17 protein-coding genes are annotated in these 15,159 nt (G+C 56.9%); 10 read left to right on the top strand and 7 right to left on the bottom strand.

Annotated features, from left to right (window positions below):
- Positions 1-116: 116 nt before the first annotated feature.
- On the bottom strand, positions 117-1,808 hold the full coding sequence (locus tag D1823_RS10490) for an acyl-CoA dehydrogenase family protein (RefSeq protein WP_117869857.1): 1,692 nt from the start codon (positions 1,806-1,808) through the stop codon (positions 117-119).
- Positions 1,809-1,952: 144 nt separating this feature from the next.
- On the opposite strand from D1823_RS10490, the gene D1823_RS10485 reads away from it, so the two are divergent.
- Positions 1,953-2,717 carry a sulfite exporter TauE/SafE family protein gene (locus D1823_RS10485; RefSeq protein ID WP_117869856.1) on the top strand — a complete coding sequence of 255 codons (765 nt, stop codon included), beginning with the start codon at positions 1,953-1,955 and terminating at the stop codon, positions 2,715-2,717.
- Between the two features lie 4 nt (positions 2,718-2,721).
- Here the strand turns inward: D1823_RS10485 and D1823_RS10480 are convergent, their stop codons facing one another.
- From D1823_RS10480 to D1823_RS10470, 3 genes are all read right to left on the bottom strand, one after another.
- A complete protein-coding gene (locus tag D1823_RS10480; RefSeq protein WP_254683709.1) occupies positions 2,722-3,276 on the bottom strand; it encodes a hypothetical protein in 555 nt (184 codons plus the stop codon).
- A 24-nt stretch (positions 3,277-3,300) separates the two neighbouring features.
- Positions 3,301-3,591: a hypothetical protein gene (locus D1823_RS10475; RefSeq protein WP_117869855.1), complete on the bottom strand. Its 291-nt coding sequence runs from the start codon at positions 3,589-3,591 to the stop codon at positions 3,301-3,303.
- Between the two features lie 357 nt (positions 3,592-3,948).
- The gene (locus D1823_RS10470; protein ID WP_117869854.1) at positions 3,949-5,547 is read right to left on the bottom strand and encodes a phosphoenolpyruvate carboxykinase; all 1,599 of its coding nucleotides are present in this window, start codon (positions 5,545-5,547) and stop codon (positions 3,949-3,951) included.
- Positions 5,548-5,602: 55 nt separating this feature from the next.
- On the opposite strand from D1823_RS10470, the gene D1823_RS21905 reads away from it, so the two are divergent.
- The 8 genes from D1823_RS21905 to D1823_RS10435 are packed head-to-tail and all read left to right on the top strand — an operon-like array spanning position 5,603 to position 11,313.
- Positions 5,603-5,869 (top strand): hypothetical protein, encoded by a 267-nt coding sequence (locus tag D1823_RS21905; protein WP_162896809.1) that lies wholly within the window; start codon positions 5,603-5,605, stop codon positions 5,867-5,869.
- Between the two features lie 21 nt (positions 5,870-5,890).
- Entirely contained in the window at positions 5,891-6,595 is a 705-nt protein-coding gene (locus tag D1823_RS10465) for a response regulator transcription factor (RefSeq protein WP_117869853.1), read from the top strand.
- Positions 6,596-6,654: 59 nt separating this feature from the next.
- Positions 6,655-8,346: a sensor histidine kinase gene (locus D1823_RS10460; RefSeq protein ID WP_117872843.1), complete on the top strand. Its 1,692-nt coding sequence runs from the start codon at positions 6,655-6,657 to the stop codon at positions 8,344-8,346.
- 4 nt (positions 8,347-8,350) lie between these two features.
- The gene (locus D1823_RS10455; RefSeq protein ID WP_117869852.1) at positions 8,351-8,821 is read left to right on the top strand and encodes an HPr kinase/phosphorylase; all 471 of its coding nucleotides are present in this window, start codon (positions 8,351-8,353) and stop codon (positions 8,819-8,821) included.
- Positions 8,818-9,699 (top strand): RNase adapter RapZ, encoded by an 882-nt coding sequence (gene rapZ / locus D1823_RS10450; RefSeq protein WP_254683708.1) that lies wholly within the window; start codon positions 8,818-8,820, stop codon positions 9,697-9,699. The genes D1823_RS10455 and rapZ overlap by 4 nt, the downstream gene beginning before the upstream one ends.
- The gene (locus D1823_RS10445) at positions 9,696-10,088 is read left to right on the top strand and encodes a PTS sugar transporter subunit IIA (RefSeq protein ID WP_117869850.1); all 393 of its coding nucleotides are present in this window, start codon (positions 9,696-9,698) and stop codon (positions 10,086-10,088) included. The genes rapZ and D1823_RS10445 overlap by 4 nt, the downstream gene beginning before the upstream one ends.
- Positions 10,089-10,104: 16 nt before the next feature.
- On the top strand, positions 10,105-10,374 hold the full coding sequence (locus D1823_RS10440; protein ID WP_117869849.1) for an HPr family phosphocarrier protein: 270 nt from the start codon (positions 10,105-10,107) through the stop codon (positions 10,372-10,374).
- A 39-nt stretch (positions 10,375-10,413) separates the two neighbouring features.
- Positions 10,414-11,313, top strand: coding sequence for a lysophospholipid acyltransferase family protein (locus D1823_RS10435; protein ID WP_117869848.1), 900 nt, complete (start codon positions 10,414-10,416; stop codon positions 11,311-11,313).
- Positions 11,314-11,386: 73 nt separating this feature from the next.
- Here the strand turns inward: D1823_RS10435 and D1823_RS10430 are convergent, their stop codons facing one another.
- A complete protein-coding gene (locus D1823_RS10430; RefSeq protein ID WP_117869847.1) occupies positions 11,387-12,262 on the bottom strand; it encodes a 3-hydroxybutyryl-CoA dehydrogenase in 876 nt (291 codons plus the stop codon).
- A 163-nt stretch (positions 12,263-12,425) separates the two neighbouring features.
- On the opposite strand from D1823_RS10430, the gene D1823_RS10425 reads away from it, so the two are divergent.
- Positions 12,426-13,229: a DUF6473 family protein gene (locus D1823_RS10425; protein ID WP_254683707.1), complete on the top strand. Its 804-nt coding sequence runs from the start codon at positions 12,426-12,428 to the stop codon at positions 13,227-13,229.
- 54 nt (positions 13,230-13,283) lie between these two features.
- Here the strand turns inward: D1823_RS10425 and D1823_RS10420 are convergent, their stop codons facing one another.
- Both D1823_RS10420 and D1823_RS10415 read right to left on the bottom strand, forming a co-directional pair.
- Entirely contained in the window at positions 13,284-14,213 is a 930-nt protein-coding gene (locus tag D1823_RS10420) for an electron transfer flavoprotein subunit alpha/FixB family protein (RefSeq protein ID WP_117869846.1), read from the bottom strand.
- Entirely contained in the window at positions 14,213-14,971 is a 759-nt protein-coding gene (locus tag D1823_RS10415; protein ID WP_117869845.1) for an electron transfer flavoprotein subunit beta/FixA family protein, read from the bottom strand. Before D1823_RS10415 ends, D1823_RS10420 begins: the two co-directional genes overlap by 1 nt.
- Positions 14,972-15,159 lie beyond the last annotated feature (188 nt).

Raw genomic sequence — 15,159 nt, 5'->3', positions numbered from 1 at the left:
TGTGGGCCTGTACAAAACGGAAGGTTCCAAGGACAGAGTGCGTACAAACCCCACCGTAAAGAAAAAGACCCGGCGCAAAGGCCGGGTCAGTTGGGGAAACGGGGTGCCGGTTCCGGTCACCCGAGCAGACGTCGTGCTATGACCTGTGCCTGAATCTCGGCAGCCCCTTCGAAAATGTTGAGAATGCGCGCGTCACACAGAACGCGGCTGATCTTGTATTCCAGCGCAAAGCCATTGCCGCCGTGGATTTGAAGCCCGTTATCGGCTGCTGCCCAGGCCACCCGGGCGCCTAGCAGCTTGGCCATGCCGGCCTCAAGATCACAGCGCTGGCCGTGGTCTTTCTCCCACGCGCTGAAATAGGTCAGTTGGCGCGCAATCATGATCTCGACCGCCATTATTGCCAGCTTGCCCGAGACACGCGGGAAGTTGATCAGCGATTTGCCGAACTGCTTGCGGTCGATCGCATATTGCATGGCGATATCCAGCGCGCTTTGCGCCACGCCGATAGCGCGAGCGGCAGTCTGGATGCGGGCGCTTTCAAAGGTTTCCATCAGCTGTTTGAAACCCTTGCCTTCTTCACCCCCCAGCAGGTTTTCACCCTTGATGTGGAAGCCGTCAAAGCCCAGCTCGTATTCCTTCATGCCGCGATAGCCCAGAACCTCGATCTCACCACCGGTCATGCCGGGAGTGGGGAAGGGGTTCTCGTCCGTGCCCGGTGTTTTTTCGGCCAGGAACATGGACAGGCCGCGGTGATCGGTGCTGTCGGGATCGGTCCGCGCCAGCAGGGTCATGACATGGGTGCGCGCGGCGTGGGTGATCCAGGTCTTATTGCCGGTGATCCGGTAATCACCGTTCTCGTCCTTCACGGCACGGGTGCGCAGGCTGCCAAGATCCGAGCCGGTGTTGGGTTCAGTGAAGACAGCGGTCGGCAGAATTTCGGCGCAGGCCAGTTTCGGCAGCCAGTTGGCCTTTTGCTCGTCTGTGCCGCCGGCGATAATCAATTCGGCTGCGATTTCCGAACGGGTGCCCAGTGAGCCAACGCCAATGTAGCCACGCGACAGTTCTTCGGACACAACGCACATCGAGGCTTTGGACAGGCCGAAACCGCCAAACTCCTCCGGGATGGTCAGCCCGAAAACGCCCATTTCCGCCAGCTCTTCGATGATTTCCAGCGGGATCAGCTCATCCTTGAGGTGCCATTCATGGGCATACGGTTCGACCTTTTCCTGCGCATAGCGGCGGAACTGGTCGCGGATCATTTCAAGTTCTTCGTCCAGGCCCGACGCGCCGAACATGGTGGCACCGGCCTGATCCTGCATCAGCTCGACCAAACGGCTGCGTGCGGCTTGTGAATTTGCCTGCGCCATCAAGGTCTGTACTTCGGACGACTGAAAGCCCGACAGCGCATCCCAACCGAGACCCATATCCTGAAGGCGCACGACTTCGCCCTGGTTCATCGGGATGCCACCTGCGACCTGATGCAGGTACTCGCCAAAAGCTATCTGGTGAAGCAACTGCTCGACTTCGCCGAACTTGCCTTCGGCCTGAAGTGCTTCGGCCCAGCGCTGCATCTGTTGCAGCGACTGATTGTACGTGGCCAGCCAGGCCAGACCATGTGCGGCGGTCTGGTTTGCTTCGATCAGAGCGCCAGAGATACGGCCATCTGCCGAGACCATGCGGCGCACGGATTCACGGGCCTTTTCAAAAACGGCTTCTATCGCGGGTACGGCAGCCCGGGTCATATTCAGAAGATCGGGCAAAACTGCAGCAGTTGTCATCTCGGTCATATCCTGTCCGTCGTGGGCCATGAATCGCGTCCTTTCCTCGGTCGTCTGGTCATATCATGCTGCACGTGCAGCGCAACAAAAATACCAATTATGATGTAAAAAAGTTCAAATATTACCCCATCATTTTTGCAATGCAGAAGAATATCCAGATGATATCTAGGGGGAATGAACCTGTTTTCCATTCTCTCGCCGCAGGAACTGCTGTTGGCCATGGCCGTCGCTTTTGCCGCAGGGTGGATCAAGGGTATAGTTGGCTTTGCCATGCCCATGGTGTTTGTGTCAGGACTTAATTCCTTTTTGCCGCCGGATCTGACGTTGGCGGGTCTGATTTTGCCGACACTTGTAACCAATGGGCTTCAGGCACTTCGGGGTGGGGCCAGCGCAGCCTATTCTGCAATCCTTCGGTTCCGGGTATTTCTTGTTGTTGGCGGCCTCTTACTGGTGCTGAGTGCGCAGCTTGTCGCACTGGTCCCGAATTCTGTTTTTCTGATCCTCATCGGTGCATTCGTATCTGTGTTCGTTCTGTTTCAATTACTGGGCGCCCGTTTGACTCTGAGCCGCCCGTCACAGGGTATTGAGGCCGTGATCGGAGGCATTGCGGGTTTCGTCGGCGGCATGTCGGGAATATGGGGTCCGCCGACGGTTGCCTATCTTACGGCTTTGAATACACCCAAGAAGGAACAGATTCGAATACAAGGTGTCATTTATGGGCTGGGCGCGGTGCTTTTGCTAATTGCCCATCAGATGTCCGGTATTGTTCGCGCGGAGACGATCCCATTTTCCGCGACCTTGGTTCTTCCTGCTTTGGCGGGGATGTGGGTGGGCATCAAGCTGCAGGACCATTTTGATCAGGCCAGTTTCCGCAAGGTCACACTGTTTGTCTTGCTGGTGGCCGGCTTGAATTTACTGCGGCGGGGCCTGATGGGGTGACACCTTAAACCCGTCGCTTGTCGGCAAACCTGAAGGCAAAATACAGACCCAGCATCAGGAAGAACAAGCCCGATATATCGCCGATCAGGAAAGCGATGTATTCGACCGTCGCACTGCCAAAAGCCAAATTGGTCAACCCGGAGACAAGGAAGGACGTGATGACGCCGACGCCCATCACACATATCCAGCAGGGTTTGCGGTCTGGGCGGGGAAACAGGTTCCATCCGATTGCTTTGAGAAGATAAAAAACCGCCGGGACAGTCAGAACTGCAATCGCGATGGCCATCAGGCGGCTGGGCAGGAATACGTCCGTTCCACCCAAATAGGCGAAAACGATGAACACGCCAGGCAACAATGCGAAAATGGCGCGCCACCCCAACAGCCACGCCGTCAGAACCCGTACACCATGCGGCAGAAACAACAGGCTCGCCCGGCTTGGATATTCTGGGAAAAACACGTTCTGCAACGGCATAAGAACGGCGAAGGTAAGGATCGACGCCAGCACATAGGCCAGAGAGGCCAGAAGCGTTTCAGTAACCCACGCGCGCAAAGTGATCACGGCTCCTTGCGCTCGTGGATCGCTTCATCTGGGCGCATGAACGATGTACCGTCCTCGGTTGGCGCTGCCGCTTTGAGAAAGATAGCCTTTTTCGACCAGCGATTTCAGCGCGCGGAAGAAAGTCGGGCGCGAAACGCTCTGAACCAACGTGTGCTCAATCAAACCGAACGTGCGTACTTCCCGATCGGGCTTGGAAAGCTCTTCGGCGGCATAGTAGATGTCGCGCTCAACCGGAGATAGATTCTCCAGGCCTAACGTGCGCTCCATGCTTTGCATCAATTTGCGCAGTTCGGTGAGTTTCGAGATCTCAGTCATAATGTTACCTACAGTTTTCTGTGCCGTTTGTCGCCTAATTGCGACCATTTGAGTCATTCTGAATGACGCGCATTTCAGAAAGTCTCGTATTGACACTCATCCCCATTTACTTAGACTAGTTGGCTGATTAGGTTGCTCAATCCCGCGTTGTGAGTGTGCGCACATGAGTGATCCCCAATTAATTTTCAGCCAGTGCCCGGCGCAAAAGTGCCGGGTTTTTTCGTCAAAGCGAATATCAGAGCTAGCGCAAATTGCATTTTGAAACAACGCAATTGTATGTGCTTATTACCACAAACAACCTTAGGGAGAAGTGCGGCAGGCGTAAGGCAAAAGGGGCTTTTCAGCCCCTTTCCCAATTTATCCGATTGCGACGGCTTTGATGTCGTCGTCAATGAAGGGCAGATACTGCTCGAAGTTCTCGGCAAACATCTGAACCAGTTTCTCGGCCTGTTTGTCGAACGCGGCCTGATCGTCCCAAGTGCGGCGCGGGTCAAGCAGAACTTCGGCGACGCCCGGGACAGAGACCGGAACGTCAAAGCCGAAATTGGCATCCTTGCGGAACTCGGCGTCGCGCAGCGAGCCTTCCAGAGCGGCGGTCAACAAAGCGCGGGTTGCGTGGATCGGCATCCGGCTGCCTACTCCATAGGCGCCTCCGGTCCAGCCGGTGTTGACCAGCCAGCAGGTCGCGCCGTGTTGAGCGATCTTGTCCCGCAACAGGTTGCCGTATTCCTCTGGGCGACGTGGCATGAACGGTGCGCCAAAGCAGGTCGAGAAAGTCGGCTGCGGCTCGGTGATGCCACGTTCTGTACCGGCCACTTTTGACGTGAAACCCGACAGGAAGTGATACATTGCCTGTGCTGGCGTCAGCCGCGCGATCGGGGGCAGAACGCCAAATGCATCGCAGGTCAGCATGATGATGTTCTTCGGGTGACCACCCAGTGCGCTTTTGGACGCGTTCGAGATATATTCGAGCGGATAGGCGCAGCGCATGTTCGCAGTCAGTGAGTCGTCGTCGAAATCCAGTTCCTTGGTTTCGGGGTCGAAGACCATGTTTTCGATCACCGTACCGAATTTCGAGGTGGTCGCGTAGATTTCCGGCTCTGCCTCTGCATTCAGGTTGATGGTCTTGGCATAGCATCCGCCTTCGAAGTTGAAGGTGCCGCGATCCGACCAGCCGTGCTCGTCATCCCCGATCAGTATGCGCGAAGGATCGGCGGAAAGGGTTGTCTTGCCGGTGCCGGACAGGCCGAAGAACACGGCGGTGTCGACCGGGTTGCCAACGGCATGGTTGGCCGAGCAGTGCATCGGCATCACACCTTTTTCGGGCAGCATGTAGTTCAGCAGGGTGAAAACCGATTTCTTGTTTTCACCGGCATATTCGGTGCCGCCGATCAGGATCAGCTTGCGGTCGAAATTCATTGCAATCACGGTCTCGCTGCGGCAGCCGTGCTTTGCCGGGTCGGCCTGAAAGCTGGGGCAGTTGATGACCGTGAAATCGGCAGTGAACTCATCCAGATCCTCGCGGTCCGGGCGACGCAGCAGGTGTCGGATGAACAAGTTATGCCACGCCAGTTCAGTGACCATACGAACATTGATCGCGTAAGCCGGATCAGCACCACCAACCAAATCCTGCACAAAATAGTCACGGCCTTTCATATGGGCCAGCATATCATTGTACAGCGCGTCAAAGCCCTCGGGACTCATTTCGGCGTTGTTTTCCCACCAGATGGTGTCGGCAACGCTGGCGGTCTTGACAACGTGTTTGTCCTTGGGCGACCGGCCTGTGAATTTACCTGTGGTAACCAGAAACGCACCACCATTGCCAAGTGTGCCTTCGCCGCGCTTCAGCGCCTCTTCGATCAGCGCCGGTTCCATGAAGTTATAATAGACATTGCCCAGACCCTCGATGCCCTGATCTTCGAGGCGGAATTGCGGGTTAACCCGTCCAGATGTCATGTGTGTCTTCTCCTGTGGCGGCGCGAAGGTCGTTGGCCGTTGCGCCTTTGGGGCAGTGAGCCGGGAAAACCGGCGGCTGAGCGCGTCTTATCACGGTCATTCAGGGCATGAACAGGCGGGTTTGACGCAGTTAGCGCAACCAAGCCCGAGTTTAGCGCCATCAGAAATTCAATGTCGGAAAAGCGGGCAGATTTTTGCGGGCATCAAGGCAAATTTGCCGCAGACCTGCCGCAACAAAGGCATGATTCGCAGTTACGGATTGATTCGGCGTCTTAAAACCGCCAACAATGCCTTACAAATAAGCGAATTATTGCGCGAGTGAGCAGGAATAGGGGTGAGCCCGATGTCAAAGATTGCACTTGTGGATGACGACAGAAACATACTGACGTCTGTATCCATGACCCTCGAAGCCGAAGGTTTCGAGGTTGAAACTTATAATGATGGCCAGGCCGCGTTGGATGCGTTCAACAAGAAACTGCCGGACATGGCTGTTCTGGATATTAAGATGCCGCGAATGGACGGCATGGATCTGCTGCAACGGCTGCGTCAGAAGACGCAGATGCCGGTGATCTTTCTGACCTCGAAGGACGATGAGATCGACGAGGTTCTGGGCCTGCGCATGGGTGCGGATGACTATGTAAAGAAGCCTTTTTCGCAGCGTTTGCTGGTCGAACGCATTCGGGCTTTGCTGCGCCGCCAAGAGGCAACAAGCGGCGACGCGGTAGCAACCAACAGCAATGATACTAAAGTCATGGAACGCGGCGACCTGAGAATGGATCCGTTGCGCCATGCGGTCAGCTGGAAAGGGAATGATGTGTCCCTGACCGTGACTGAATTCCTGCTGCTTCAGGCGTTGGCCCAACGTCCGGGTTTTGTCAAAAGCCGCGACCAGTTGATGGATGTCGCCTATGACGATCAGGTCTATGTGGATGACCGCACGATCGACAGCCACATCAAGCGCCTGCGGAAAAAAATGCGCGCGGCTGATTCCGAGTTCTCGGCGATCGAAACCTTGTATGGTATCGGTTACCGGTACAACGAAGAATAGGCGCGGCCGCCTGCAAGAGGTAATGGGGTCTCGTGCGCGACACCGAACAAGCCAGCGAAATGCGCGACGGTGACGTCGTTCTAGGGGATGACTGGGTCATTCCCCAGGACCCCGAGTCAGCGGAGCTGAGGGAAAAGCGATCCCGGAGGAACCTGTTTTCTCTGCGTGGTTCACCTCTGGCGCGCAAAATCATCACTTTCAACCTGATCGCTCTTGTGATTCTGGTCACTGGGTTGCTGTATCTGGACGACTCACGAAAAGAGAAGGTTCAGCAGACTGCCCGCAATCTGCTGGGCGATGCGCTGCTAGTCAGCAACGTGTTTGAAACCCAGCTGCGTCAGGGCGCACAGCAATCCGGGCAGAATGCCGGGAACCTGGACGTCAAGGATACCTTGTCTGGCCTCACCCTGCCCGAAGGGGGCGAGGTTTTTGTATATGACGCCAGCGGCACGTTAATCGGCTGGACACGTGGTGCCCCGCAAGCCTCAGATATGCCGGTTCTTCTGCGATCCGAGGCCGAGATTCAGACCGGCAGCACGGTGATCAGCGACACGCTGAATGCTGTCTGGATGGGTTTGTCGAATCTGCTCAATTGGTCAACTGAAACCGAGGCACCGACGTTGGCGCAGCGTGTTCAGACCATTATTCCGCAAGCGATTGCCGGTCACAGCCAGGTGCAGGCGGTACAGGACAGCGCGGGTGAGACGGTTATCGTGGCTGCCGCACCGATCCTTTATGCGGATGTTCCCGCCGGAGCGGTTGCCATTACTGGTCCTGCGGGTGAAATCGATGCGCTTGCCCGCCGTGAGCAGGAGCGCATTCTTCAGATGTTCGTGGTGGCGCTGTTGGTTTCTGTGGGCCTCAGTCTTGTACTGGCCTCGACCATTGCCAATCCGCTGGCTGACCTGGCATCGGCCGCCGAAATGGGCAAGGACCGCGGTACGGGCGTCAACCCCGGGCGCATCCGTATTCCGGACCTCAGTGGTCGTCCAGATGAAATAGGGCGTCTCAGCCGCGCTTTGCGTGGTATGGTAACCGCGCTGTACAACCGGATCGACGCAAACGAACAGTTTGCTGCTGATGTCGCCCATGAAATCAAAAACCCGCTGGCCAGCCTGCAATCCGCCGTGGGCACACTGCGGATGATCAAACGCGAGGATCAGCGCGACAAACTGCTGAATGTGATTGAACATGATGTTCGGCGGCTGGACCGGCTGGTCAGTGACATATCGAATGCGTCGCGTCTGGATGCGGAACTCGTCAAGGAAGAAGAGCAACCCTTTGACCTGCTCAAGCTGCTGGGCAATCTCGGCCAGTATCTGGGCGAAGATGCCCGATCCAAGGGCATCGACTACATTACGGATCTGCCCTCCGAACCAATTGTGATCAACGGGCTGGAAGCGCGACTTGCGCAGGTCTTTGTCAACCTGATCACCAACGCGATTTCCTTCTGCGAGGAAAATGACGCCATTCGCGTCTGGGTCAGACAGCGAGACAACCGTGTGTTGGTCGTTGTCGAAGACACCGGCCCAGGAATTCCCGAACAGGCGCTCACCAAAGTGTTCAAGCGATTCTACTCGCAGCGTCCGGCGGAACATTTTGGCAATAACTCGGGCCTGGGGCTGGCGATCTCGAAGCAGATTGTCGAAGCCCACGGCGGCGTGATCTGGGCGGAAAACATCCGCCCGACCGAGGCCGACATCACGTCGGATCCGCTGGGTGCCCGCTTTGTTGTAGGGCTGCCCGTTTAAATCCATGCACGTTGATACACTGTCACACGCCAAAGGTCAGGACAGGGCCTGTGTACATGCCTCCTGCGTTTCGCTTGCCGGACGCGGGCTTTTGATCATCGGTTTGTCCGGTACAGGGAAGTCCGGTCTGGCGTTACAAATGATGGCGTATGGTGCGGATTTGGTTGCGGATGACCGCGTCAATTTGGAGATGCAGCATCATCGGGTGTTTGCATCCGCCGTGCCACAGATACGCGGTTTGATCGAGGCGCGTCAGTTTGGCCTGCTCGCAGCCGATCCCACAGGCCCGGTTCCGTTGGATTACGTCGTGGATCTGGACCAGCATGAGCCTCAGCGTCTACCCGATCCTTTGATGATTTCCGTGCTGAGGCAAACTGTTCCCTTGCTTCGGGGCGCGGGGGTGCCCAACTTGGCTGCAGCGTTGATGCAACTCCTGGGAAATGGGCGTGTAAACCCCGAATGGCCGAACAAATGACATCGCAAAGGCGAATCGTACTTGTCACGGGTCCCTCCGGGGCAGGAAGATCCACTGCCATTCATGTGTTGGAAGATCTGGGCTTTGAGGCCATCGACAACCTGCCGATGGGACTTTTGCTGCGCTTGCTTGACAGCGCGGACAGCGACCGTCCGATGGCGCTGGGTATAGATGCACGCAATCGCGATTTCTCAACGATCGGCTTCATAGAACTGGCCGAAACACTGGGTCGGTTGGCGCAGGTCGATCTGACGGTTCTGTATCTGGATTGCAGCGATGATGTTCTGGTGCGCCGATTTTCAGAAACCCGAAGGCGGCATCCCGTCGCCAAGAATGCCAGCCCGGAAACCGGTGTTGAGCGCGAAAAAGAGCTGCTGACACCGATACGTGAGATCGCGGACACGCTGATCGACACCAGCCTTCTGAACGTGCATCAGCTGCGGGAAGAGGTCGAGAATTGGTTCGCACCACAAGGCGGGCGGCATCTGGCGGTTTCCATCGAATCCTTTTCCTATAAGCGTGGACTGCCGCGCGGATTGGACATGGTGTTCGATTGTAGGTTTCTCGCAAATCCCTATTGGCGCCCGGAATTCAGGGCAGCGGATGGTCGACACCCTGACGTTGCGCACTATGTGCAGTCAGACGCAAACTATTTACCGTTTTTTGAAGGTGTGCTGGGCTTGCTGACCCTGCTGTTGCCTGCCTTTCGGGCCGAGGGAAAAGCGCATCTTTCCGTGGCATTCGGGTGTACCGGTGGCCAACACAGATCGGTTGCCCTGGCAGAAGCCGTTGCAAAGGCCCTTGCGGAAGACGGTCAGCAGGTGGCAATTAGACATCGCGAGATGGAACGTCGGTCGTTGAATGTGAGGTCAGATTGATCGGAATTGTGATCGTTGCACATGGGGGGTTGGCTCAGGAATACCTGGCCGCCACGCAACATGTGGTCGGACCGCAGGCCAGCCTCGTGGCGGTCGCGATTGAGGCTGACCACGACCGGGACGAAAAACAGGCCGAAATCTGCCGTGCCGCGGACGAAGTGGACACCGGCAATGGTGTTGTAGTCGTCACCGACCTCTTTGGAGGCAGTCCCTCGAATCTCAGTCTGCGTGCCTGCGCTCCTCAGGACCGGCGTATTCTGTATGGGGCAAACCTGCCGATGCTAATCAAATTGGCCAAAAGCCGCCACTTGCCCATTGGTGATGCCGTCCGCCAGGCAATGGAGGCTGGACGGAAGTACATCAATGCGCAGAATGTGACATTGGATTAAAAGCGGATTATTGAATATGACTAACCGAAGCCTGAAAATAATCAATGAAAAGGGCCTTCACGCACGGGCCTCGGCAAAGCTGGTTGAGGTTGTGGAGGGGTTCGATGCGCATGCTGAGGTGTCAAAAGACGGACTTTCTGCATCAGGCGATAGTATCATGGGCCTTTTGATGTTGGCAGCATCGCGCGGAACAACTATTGACGTCGAGACGTCCGGGCCGGATGCTGAGGCATTGGCAGAAGCTCTGGAAACGCTTGTGAATGACAAGTTCGGAGAGGGGTTTTAAGCCGCCCCGCCGGGACATGAAGAACGGGAAGACCAGGAATTGGCGGAAACAACGCACGAGACCAAGACAAGCCCGGTGGTGGATGGGGCCGCAGATCAGGGTGAGATCTACGACCGTAGAACTCTGACCTATGCAAACTCATTTGACGATGCCTGGACTTCGACGGCCATTCGGGCCATCGAGTGGTGCACAGGCAAGCTGACCATTTTGCGTATGGTCAACAAGTTCGAAAAAAAGAACGAATACTATCGCGGCCAGCGGTTCTGGGGCGGTGCCCTCAAGACTATGGGAATCGACCTGACCACACCGCAGGAACAGATTGACCGCATTCCCAAAACCGGCCCGGTCGTCGTCGTCGCCAATCACCCGCATGGGATGGTCGATGGCATGATTCTCGCCGAGCTGATCGGCCAGGTACGCAGCGATTACCGCATCCTGACCCGTTCGGTTCTGACAGGGCTGGACGAAGCGGCCACATCATTCATGATTCCGGTTCCGTTTCCACATGATCCCGAGGCGCAGGCCAAGATGTTGGAAATGCGCGGCAAAGCTATGGAACATCTCAAAAACGGTGGCGTTGTGGCGCTGTTCCCATCCGGTGTTGTGATGTCCTCGGATGATTGGTTCGGGCCTGCGATCGAGCGGGAATGGAACGTGTTCACCGCCAAGATGATCCGCCGTTCGGGCGCGCGCGTGGTGCCAATTTTCTTTCCGGGCAGTAATTCGCGCTGGTACCAGATTGCCAACCGCGTCTCTGCAATTCTCCGGCAGGGACTGTTGCTGCATGAGATCGTCCGATCCTGCAATAAACCCCAGTCGCCGGTCATCGGCGAAGCGATTTCGGATCGCGATCTGGAGCTGCTGGAGCGCGATCCGCGCGGTTTCATGGCCTGGCTCAGAAATCACACCATGTCTCTGGGCAAGTCGGAACAAACCTGATCCGCGTCTTCATCTGGCTAAAAATATCCCGGGGGTGAGCCCGGGCAAAGTCCGGGCGAGGGGGCTGGCCCCCTCAACGCGTCGGTACCGGAACTTCGCCTCGGTAATCATAAAAGCCGCGCTCGGTCTTACGACCCAGCCACCCGGCCTCGACATATTTCGTCAGCAGAGGACAAGGACGATATTTGGTGTCGGCCAACCCGTCATGCAGCACGTTCATGATCGCCAGGCAGGTGTCCAGCCCGATGAAATCCGCCAACTCCAGCGGGCCCATGGGATGATTCGCTCCAAGTTTCATTGACTGATCGATGGATTGAACGTTCCCCACGCCTTCATAGAGTGTGTAAACCGCCTCGTTGATCATAGGCATCAGGATCCGGTTCACGATGAAGGCCGGAAAGTCTTCGGCGCTTGCCGCCGTTTTGCCCAACCGATCCACCACCGCTTTGCACGCGTTGAAGGTTGCTTCATCCGTGGCGATGCCGCGGATCAATTCCACCAATTGCATAACAGGGACAGGGTTCATGAAATGAAAACCCATGAACCGTTCGGGTCGATCCGTGCGGCTTGCCAGGCGCGTGATGGAAATCGAGGATGTATTTGACGTCAGAATCGTATGCGGCAGCAGGTGCGGTTGCAGGTCATCGAAAATCGCTTGCTTGATAGCTTCCCGCTCGGTTGCCGCCTCGATAACCAGATCTGTTTGACCCAGTCGCGGCAGTTCCAGCGTGGTCGTGATCCGGTTAAGGGCAGTCTGCATCGCGTCGTCCGTAATCTTGCCCCGCGACGCCTGCCGCGCCAAGTTGCCTTCGATTATGGAAATGGCGCTGTCCAGAGCATCCTGACTGACATCGTTCAACAAGACGTCGTAGCCCGCCAAAGCCATAACATGGGCGATGCCGTTACCCATCTGACCCGCGCCAATCACCCCGACCGATTTAACTTCCATGTTCAGCTGCCTTTGCCCTGGAGGATACCGCGACAGTATCGGCAGACCGGGGCAGGCGGCAAGAGGATCGAGGCGGTCAATTTTGCTTCAAATGCGCGCATTAGGAAAATTTCAATATCTGTGGCCGCAAGATGGCAGCGGGTGAGATAACGGGGGGCTTGATATGAGCTTTCATCAGACAAACAGCGGCGGGGAGTCCGCCTGTCAATATGCGGATTCGAAACTTTGGTTCCGGGGTCCGCCCGGCGCGCTGGACAAGCCATTTGTGGCTTGCCTGGGAGGAGAGGAAACTTTCGGCAGATTCGTTGATTGCCCGTTTCCGGCAGTGCTGGAGACGCGATTGGGAAAACCGTGCGTGAACTTCGGCAGCCTGTTTTGCGGGGTCGAAGCGTTGTCCACTGATCCGGGGGTACTGAAACTGGTCAATCAGTCAGGCCTGTGCGTGTTGCAGGTGCCGGATCTTCTGCGCCAATCAAATCGGTTTTACCGCGTGCATCCGCGCCGCAATGATCGGTTCCTTGAACCCACCTCAGACTTGCTGGAGCTATACCCCGACGTTGACTTCACTGAAATCCATTTCGTGCGCCATTTGCTGGAGCGGTTAAGCGCCCCAAAGGACGCGCGATTCGAAGTCGTGGTGCAGGAGTTGCGAGAGGCCTGGATACGAACCACAGGAGAATTAATCGGCCGGATCGAACCCAGTGTTGTTCTGCTCTGGTTGCATGTGCAGCGGCAAGCCGGATCGCATATTGACCCTATTGTGCCTGACGCCGCAATGATCCAACAACTGCAACCCCTATGTGCTGATGTTGTAGAGGTTTCGGTACCTGTATCCGCTCGATCAGATGCTCTCGAAGATGTTTTGTACGGGACGCTGCAGCAGCCGATTGCGGAACACATGATCGGCCCCTCCGCGCATCGAGAGATTGCCGAAAAACTGCTGGTTGCCTTGAGGGACCTGAACTGAAAAAGGCCCGCCTGTTGGCGAGCCTTGTTTGGTTTTTGCTGTTTGCGCTTGGCTTTAGCCGAGTTTCTCGGTCAGTTCCGGCACGGCCTGGAACAAGTCGGCGACAAGACCAAAGTCAGCGACCTGGAAGATCGGGGCTTCTTCGTCTTTGTTGATCGCAACGATGACCTTGGAGTCCTTCATGCCGGCCAGGTGCTGAATTGCGCCCGAAATACCGACGGCGACATACAGATCAGGGGCAACAACCTTACCGGTCTGACCCACTTGCCAGTCATTCGGAGCATAGCCCGAGTCAACCGCTGCACGCGACGCACCAACCGCAGCGCCCAGCTTGTCAGCCAGCCCCTCGATCAGTTTGAAGTCTTCTTCCGAGCCGACACCGCGTCCGCCCGAAACAACAACGCTGGCCGAGGTCAGTTCAGGGCGGTCGCTTTCGGCCACCTTGTCCTCAACCCATTCGGACAGGCCGGGGTTGTCGCCAACCGACACGGTCTCAACCGCGGCCGATCCCCCTTCACTGGCAGCGTCAAAGCTGGCGGTTCGGATCGTTACGACTTTCTTGGCGTCGTTCGACTTGACGGTCTGGATCGCGTTGCCCGCGTAGATCGGGCGCTCGAAGGTCGAGCCATCAACAACGCCGGATGCATCCGAGATCACCATCACGTCAAGCAAAGCAGCAACGCGAGGCATCACGTTCTTGGCGTCGGTGGTTGCTGGCGCCACGATGTGCTCGTAGCCATCCGCCAGACCTACGATCAGCGCAGCGGTGGATTCCGCAAGGCGGTGGCCCAGCGACGCATCTTCGGCGACCAGAACCTTGGACACACCGTCGATCTTGGCGGCGGCCTCACCGGCAGCAGCGGCAGACCCGCCTGCGGCCAGAACGGTAACGTCACCCAGCACTTTCGCGGCGGTTACGGCCTTTGCGGTCGCATCCATCGCCAGTTCGCCGTTGTTCACTTCGGCAAGCAGAAGTACAGCCATTACACAGCCCCCACTTCTTTGAGTTTCTCGACCAGCTCGTCAACCGAGCCAACGATGATACCAGCGGCACGTGCCGGCGGCTCTTCGGTTTTGACGACTTCCAGACGCGGAGTGACGTCGACGCCGTAATCGGCGGCGGTTTTCTCGTCCAGCGGCTTTTTCTTCGCCTTCATGATGTTCGGCAGCGAAGCATAGCGCGGCTCGTTCAGGCGCAGGTCAACGGTCACGATGGTAGGCATCTTGACACTGATGGTCTGCAGACCGCCATCCACCTCGCGGGTGATCTTGGCGGTGTCGCCTTCGATGTCCAACTCGGACGCGAAAGTGCCCTGTGACCAGCCCAGCAAGGCCGACAGCATCTGGCCGGTGGCGTTCATATCATTGTCGATCGCCTGCTTGCCCGCCAGAACAATGCCCGGCTGCTCTTCCTCGACCACTTTGGCAAGGATCTTGGCAACGGCCAGAGGCTCGATATCTGTGTGTACATCGTCAGCCGCCACAACCAGGATTGCGCGGTCCGCACCCATGGCCAGCGCGGTGCGCAGGGTTTCCTGCGCCTGCTTCACGCCGATCGAAACAGCAACGACTTCGTCAGCCTTGCCAGCTTCTTTCAGGCGGATCGCCTCTTCGACTGCAATTTCGTCGAACGGGTTCATCGACATTTTGACATTGGCGAGATCAACACCGCTACCGTCCGCTTTCACGCGGACCTTCACATTGTAGTCAATCACGCGTTTGACAGGCACCAGTACCTTCATTGTAGCGCTTTCTCCTCAAAAAAACGGTAAGCCGCGAAGGCGACTCCACCAATGCTCTCGCCCGACTAGATAGCGCTTGCCGCAGTGGCACAACAGAGCAAAATCGTCACGTCATGGCGTCGGGACGTCGCGTTTTGCAATTTTTTTGCAGAGAGGCGAAAGAATATTACCCGCGACCGCTGCATTTC

It is taken from the genome of Ruegeria sp. AD91A (assembly GCF_003443535.1).
Taxonomy (GTDB): domain Bacteria; phylum Pseudomonadota; class Alphaproteobacteria; order Rhodobacterales; family Rhodobacteraceae; genus Ruegeria.
This window is presented reverse-complemented; position numbering and strand designations above follow the sequence as displayed.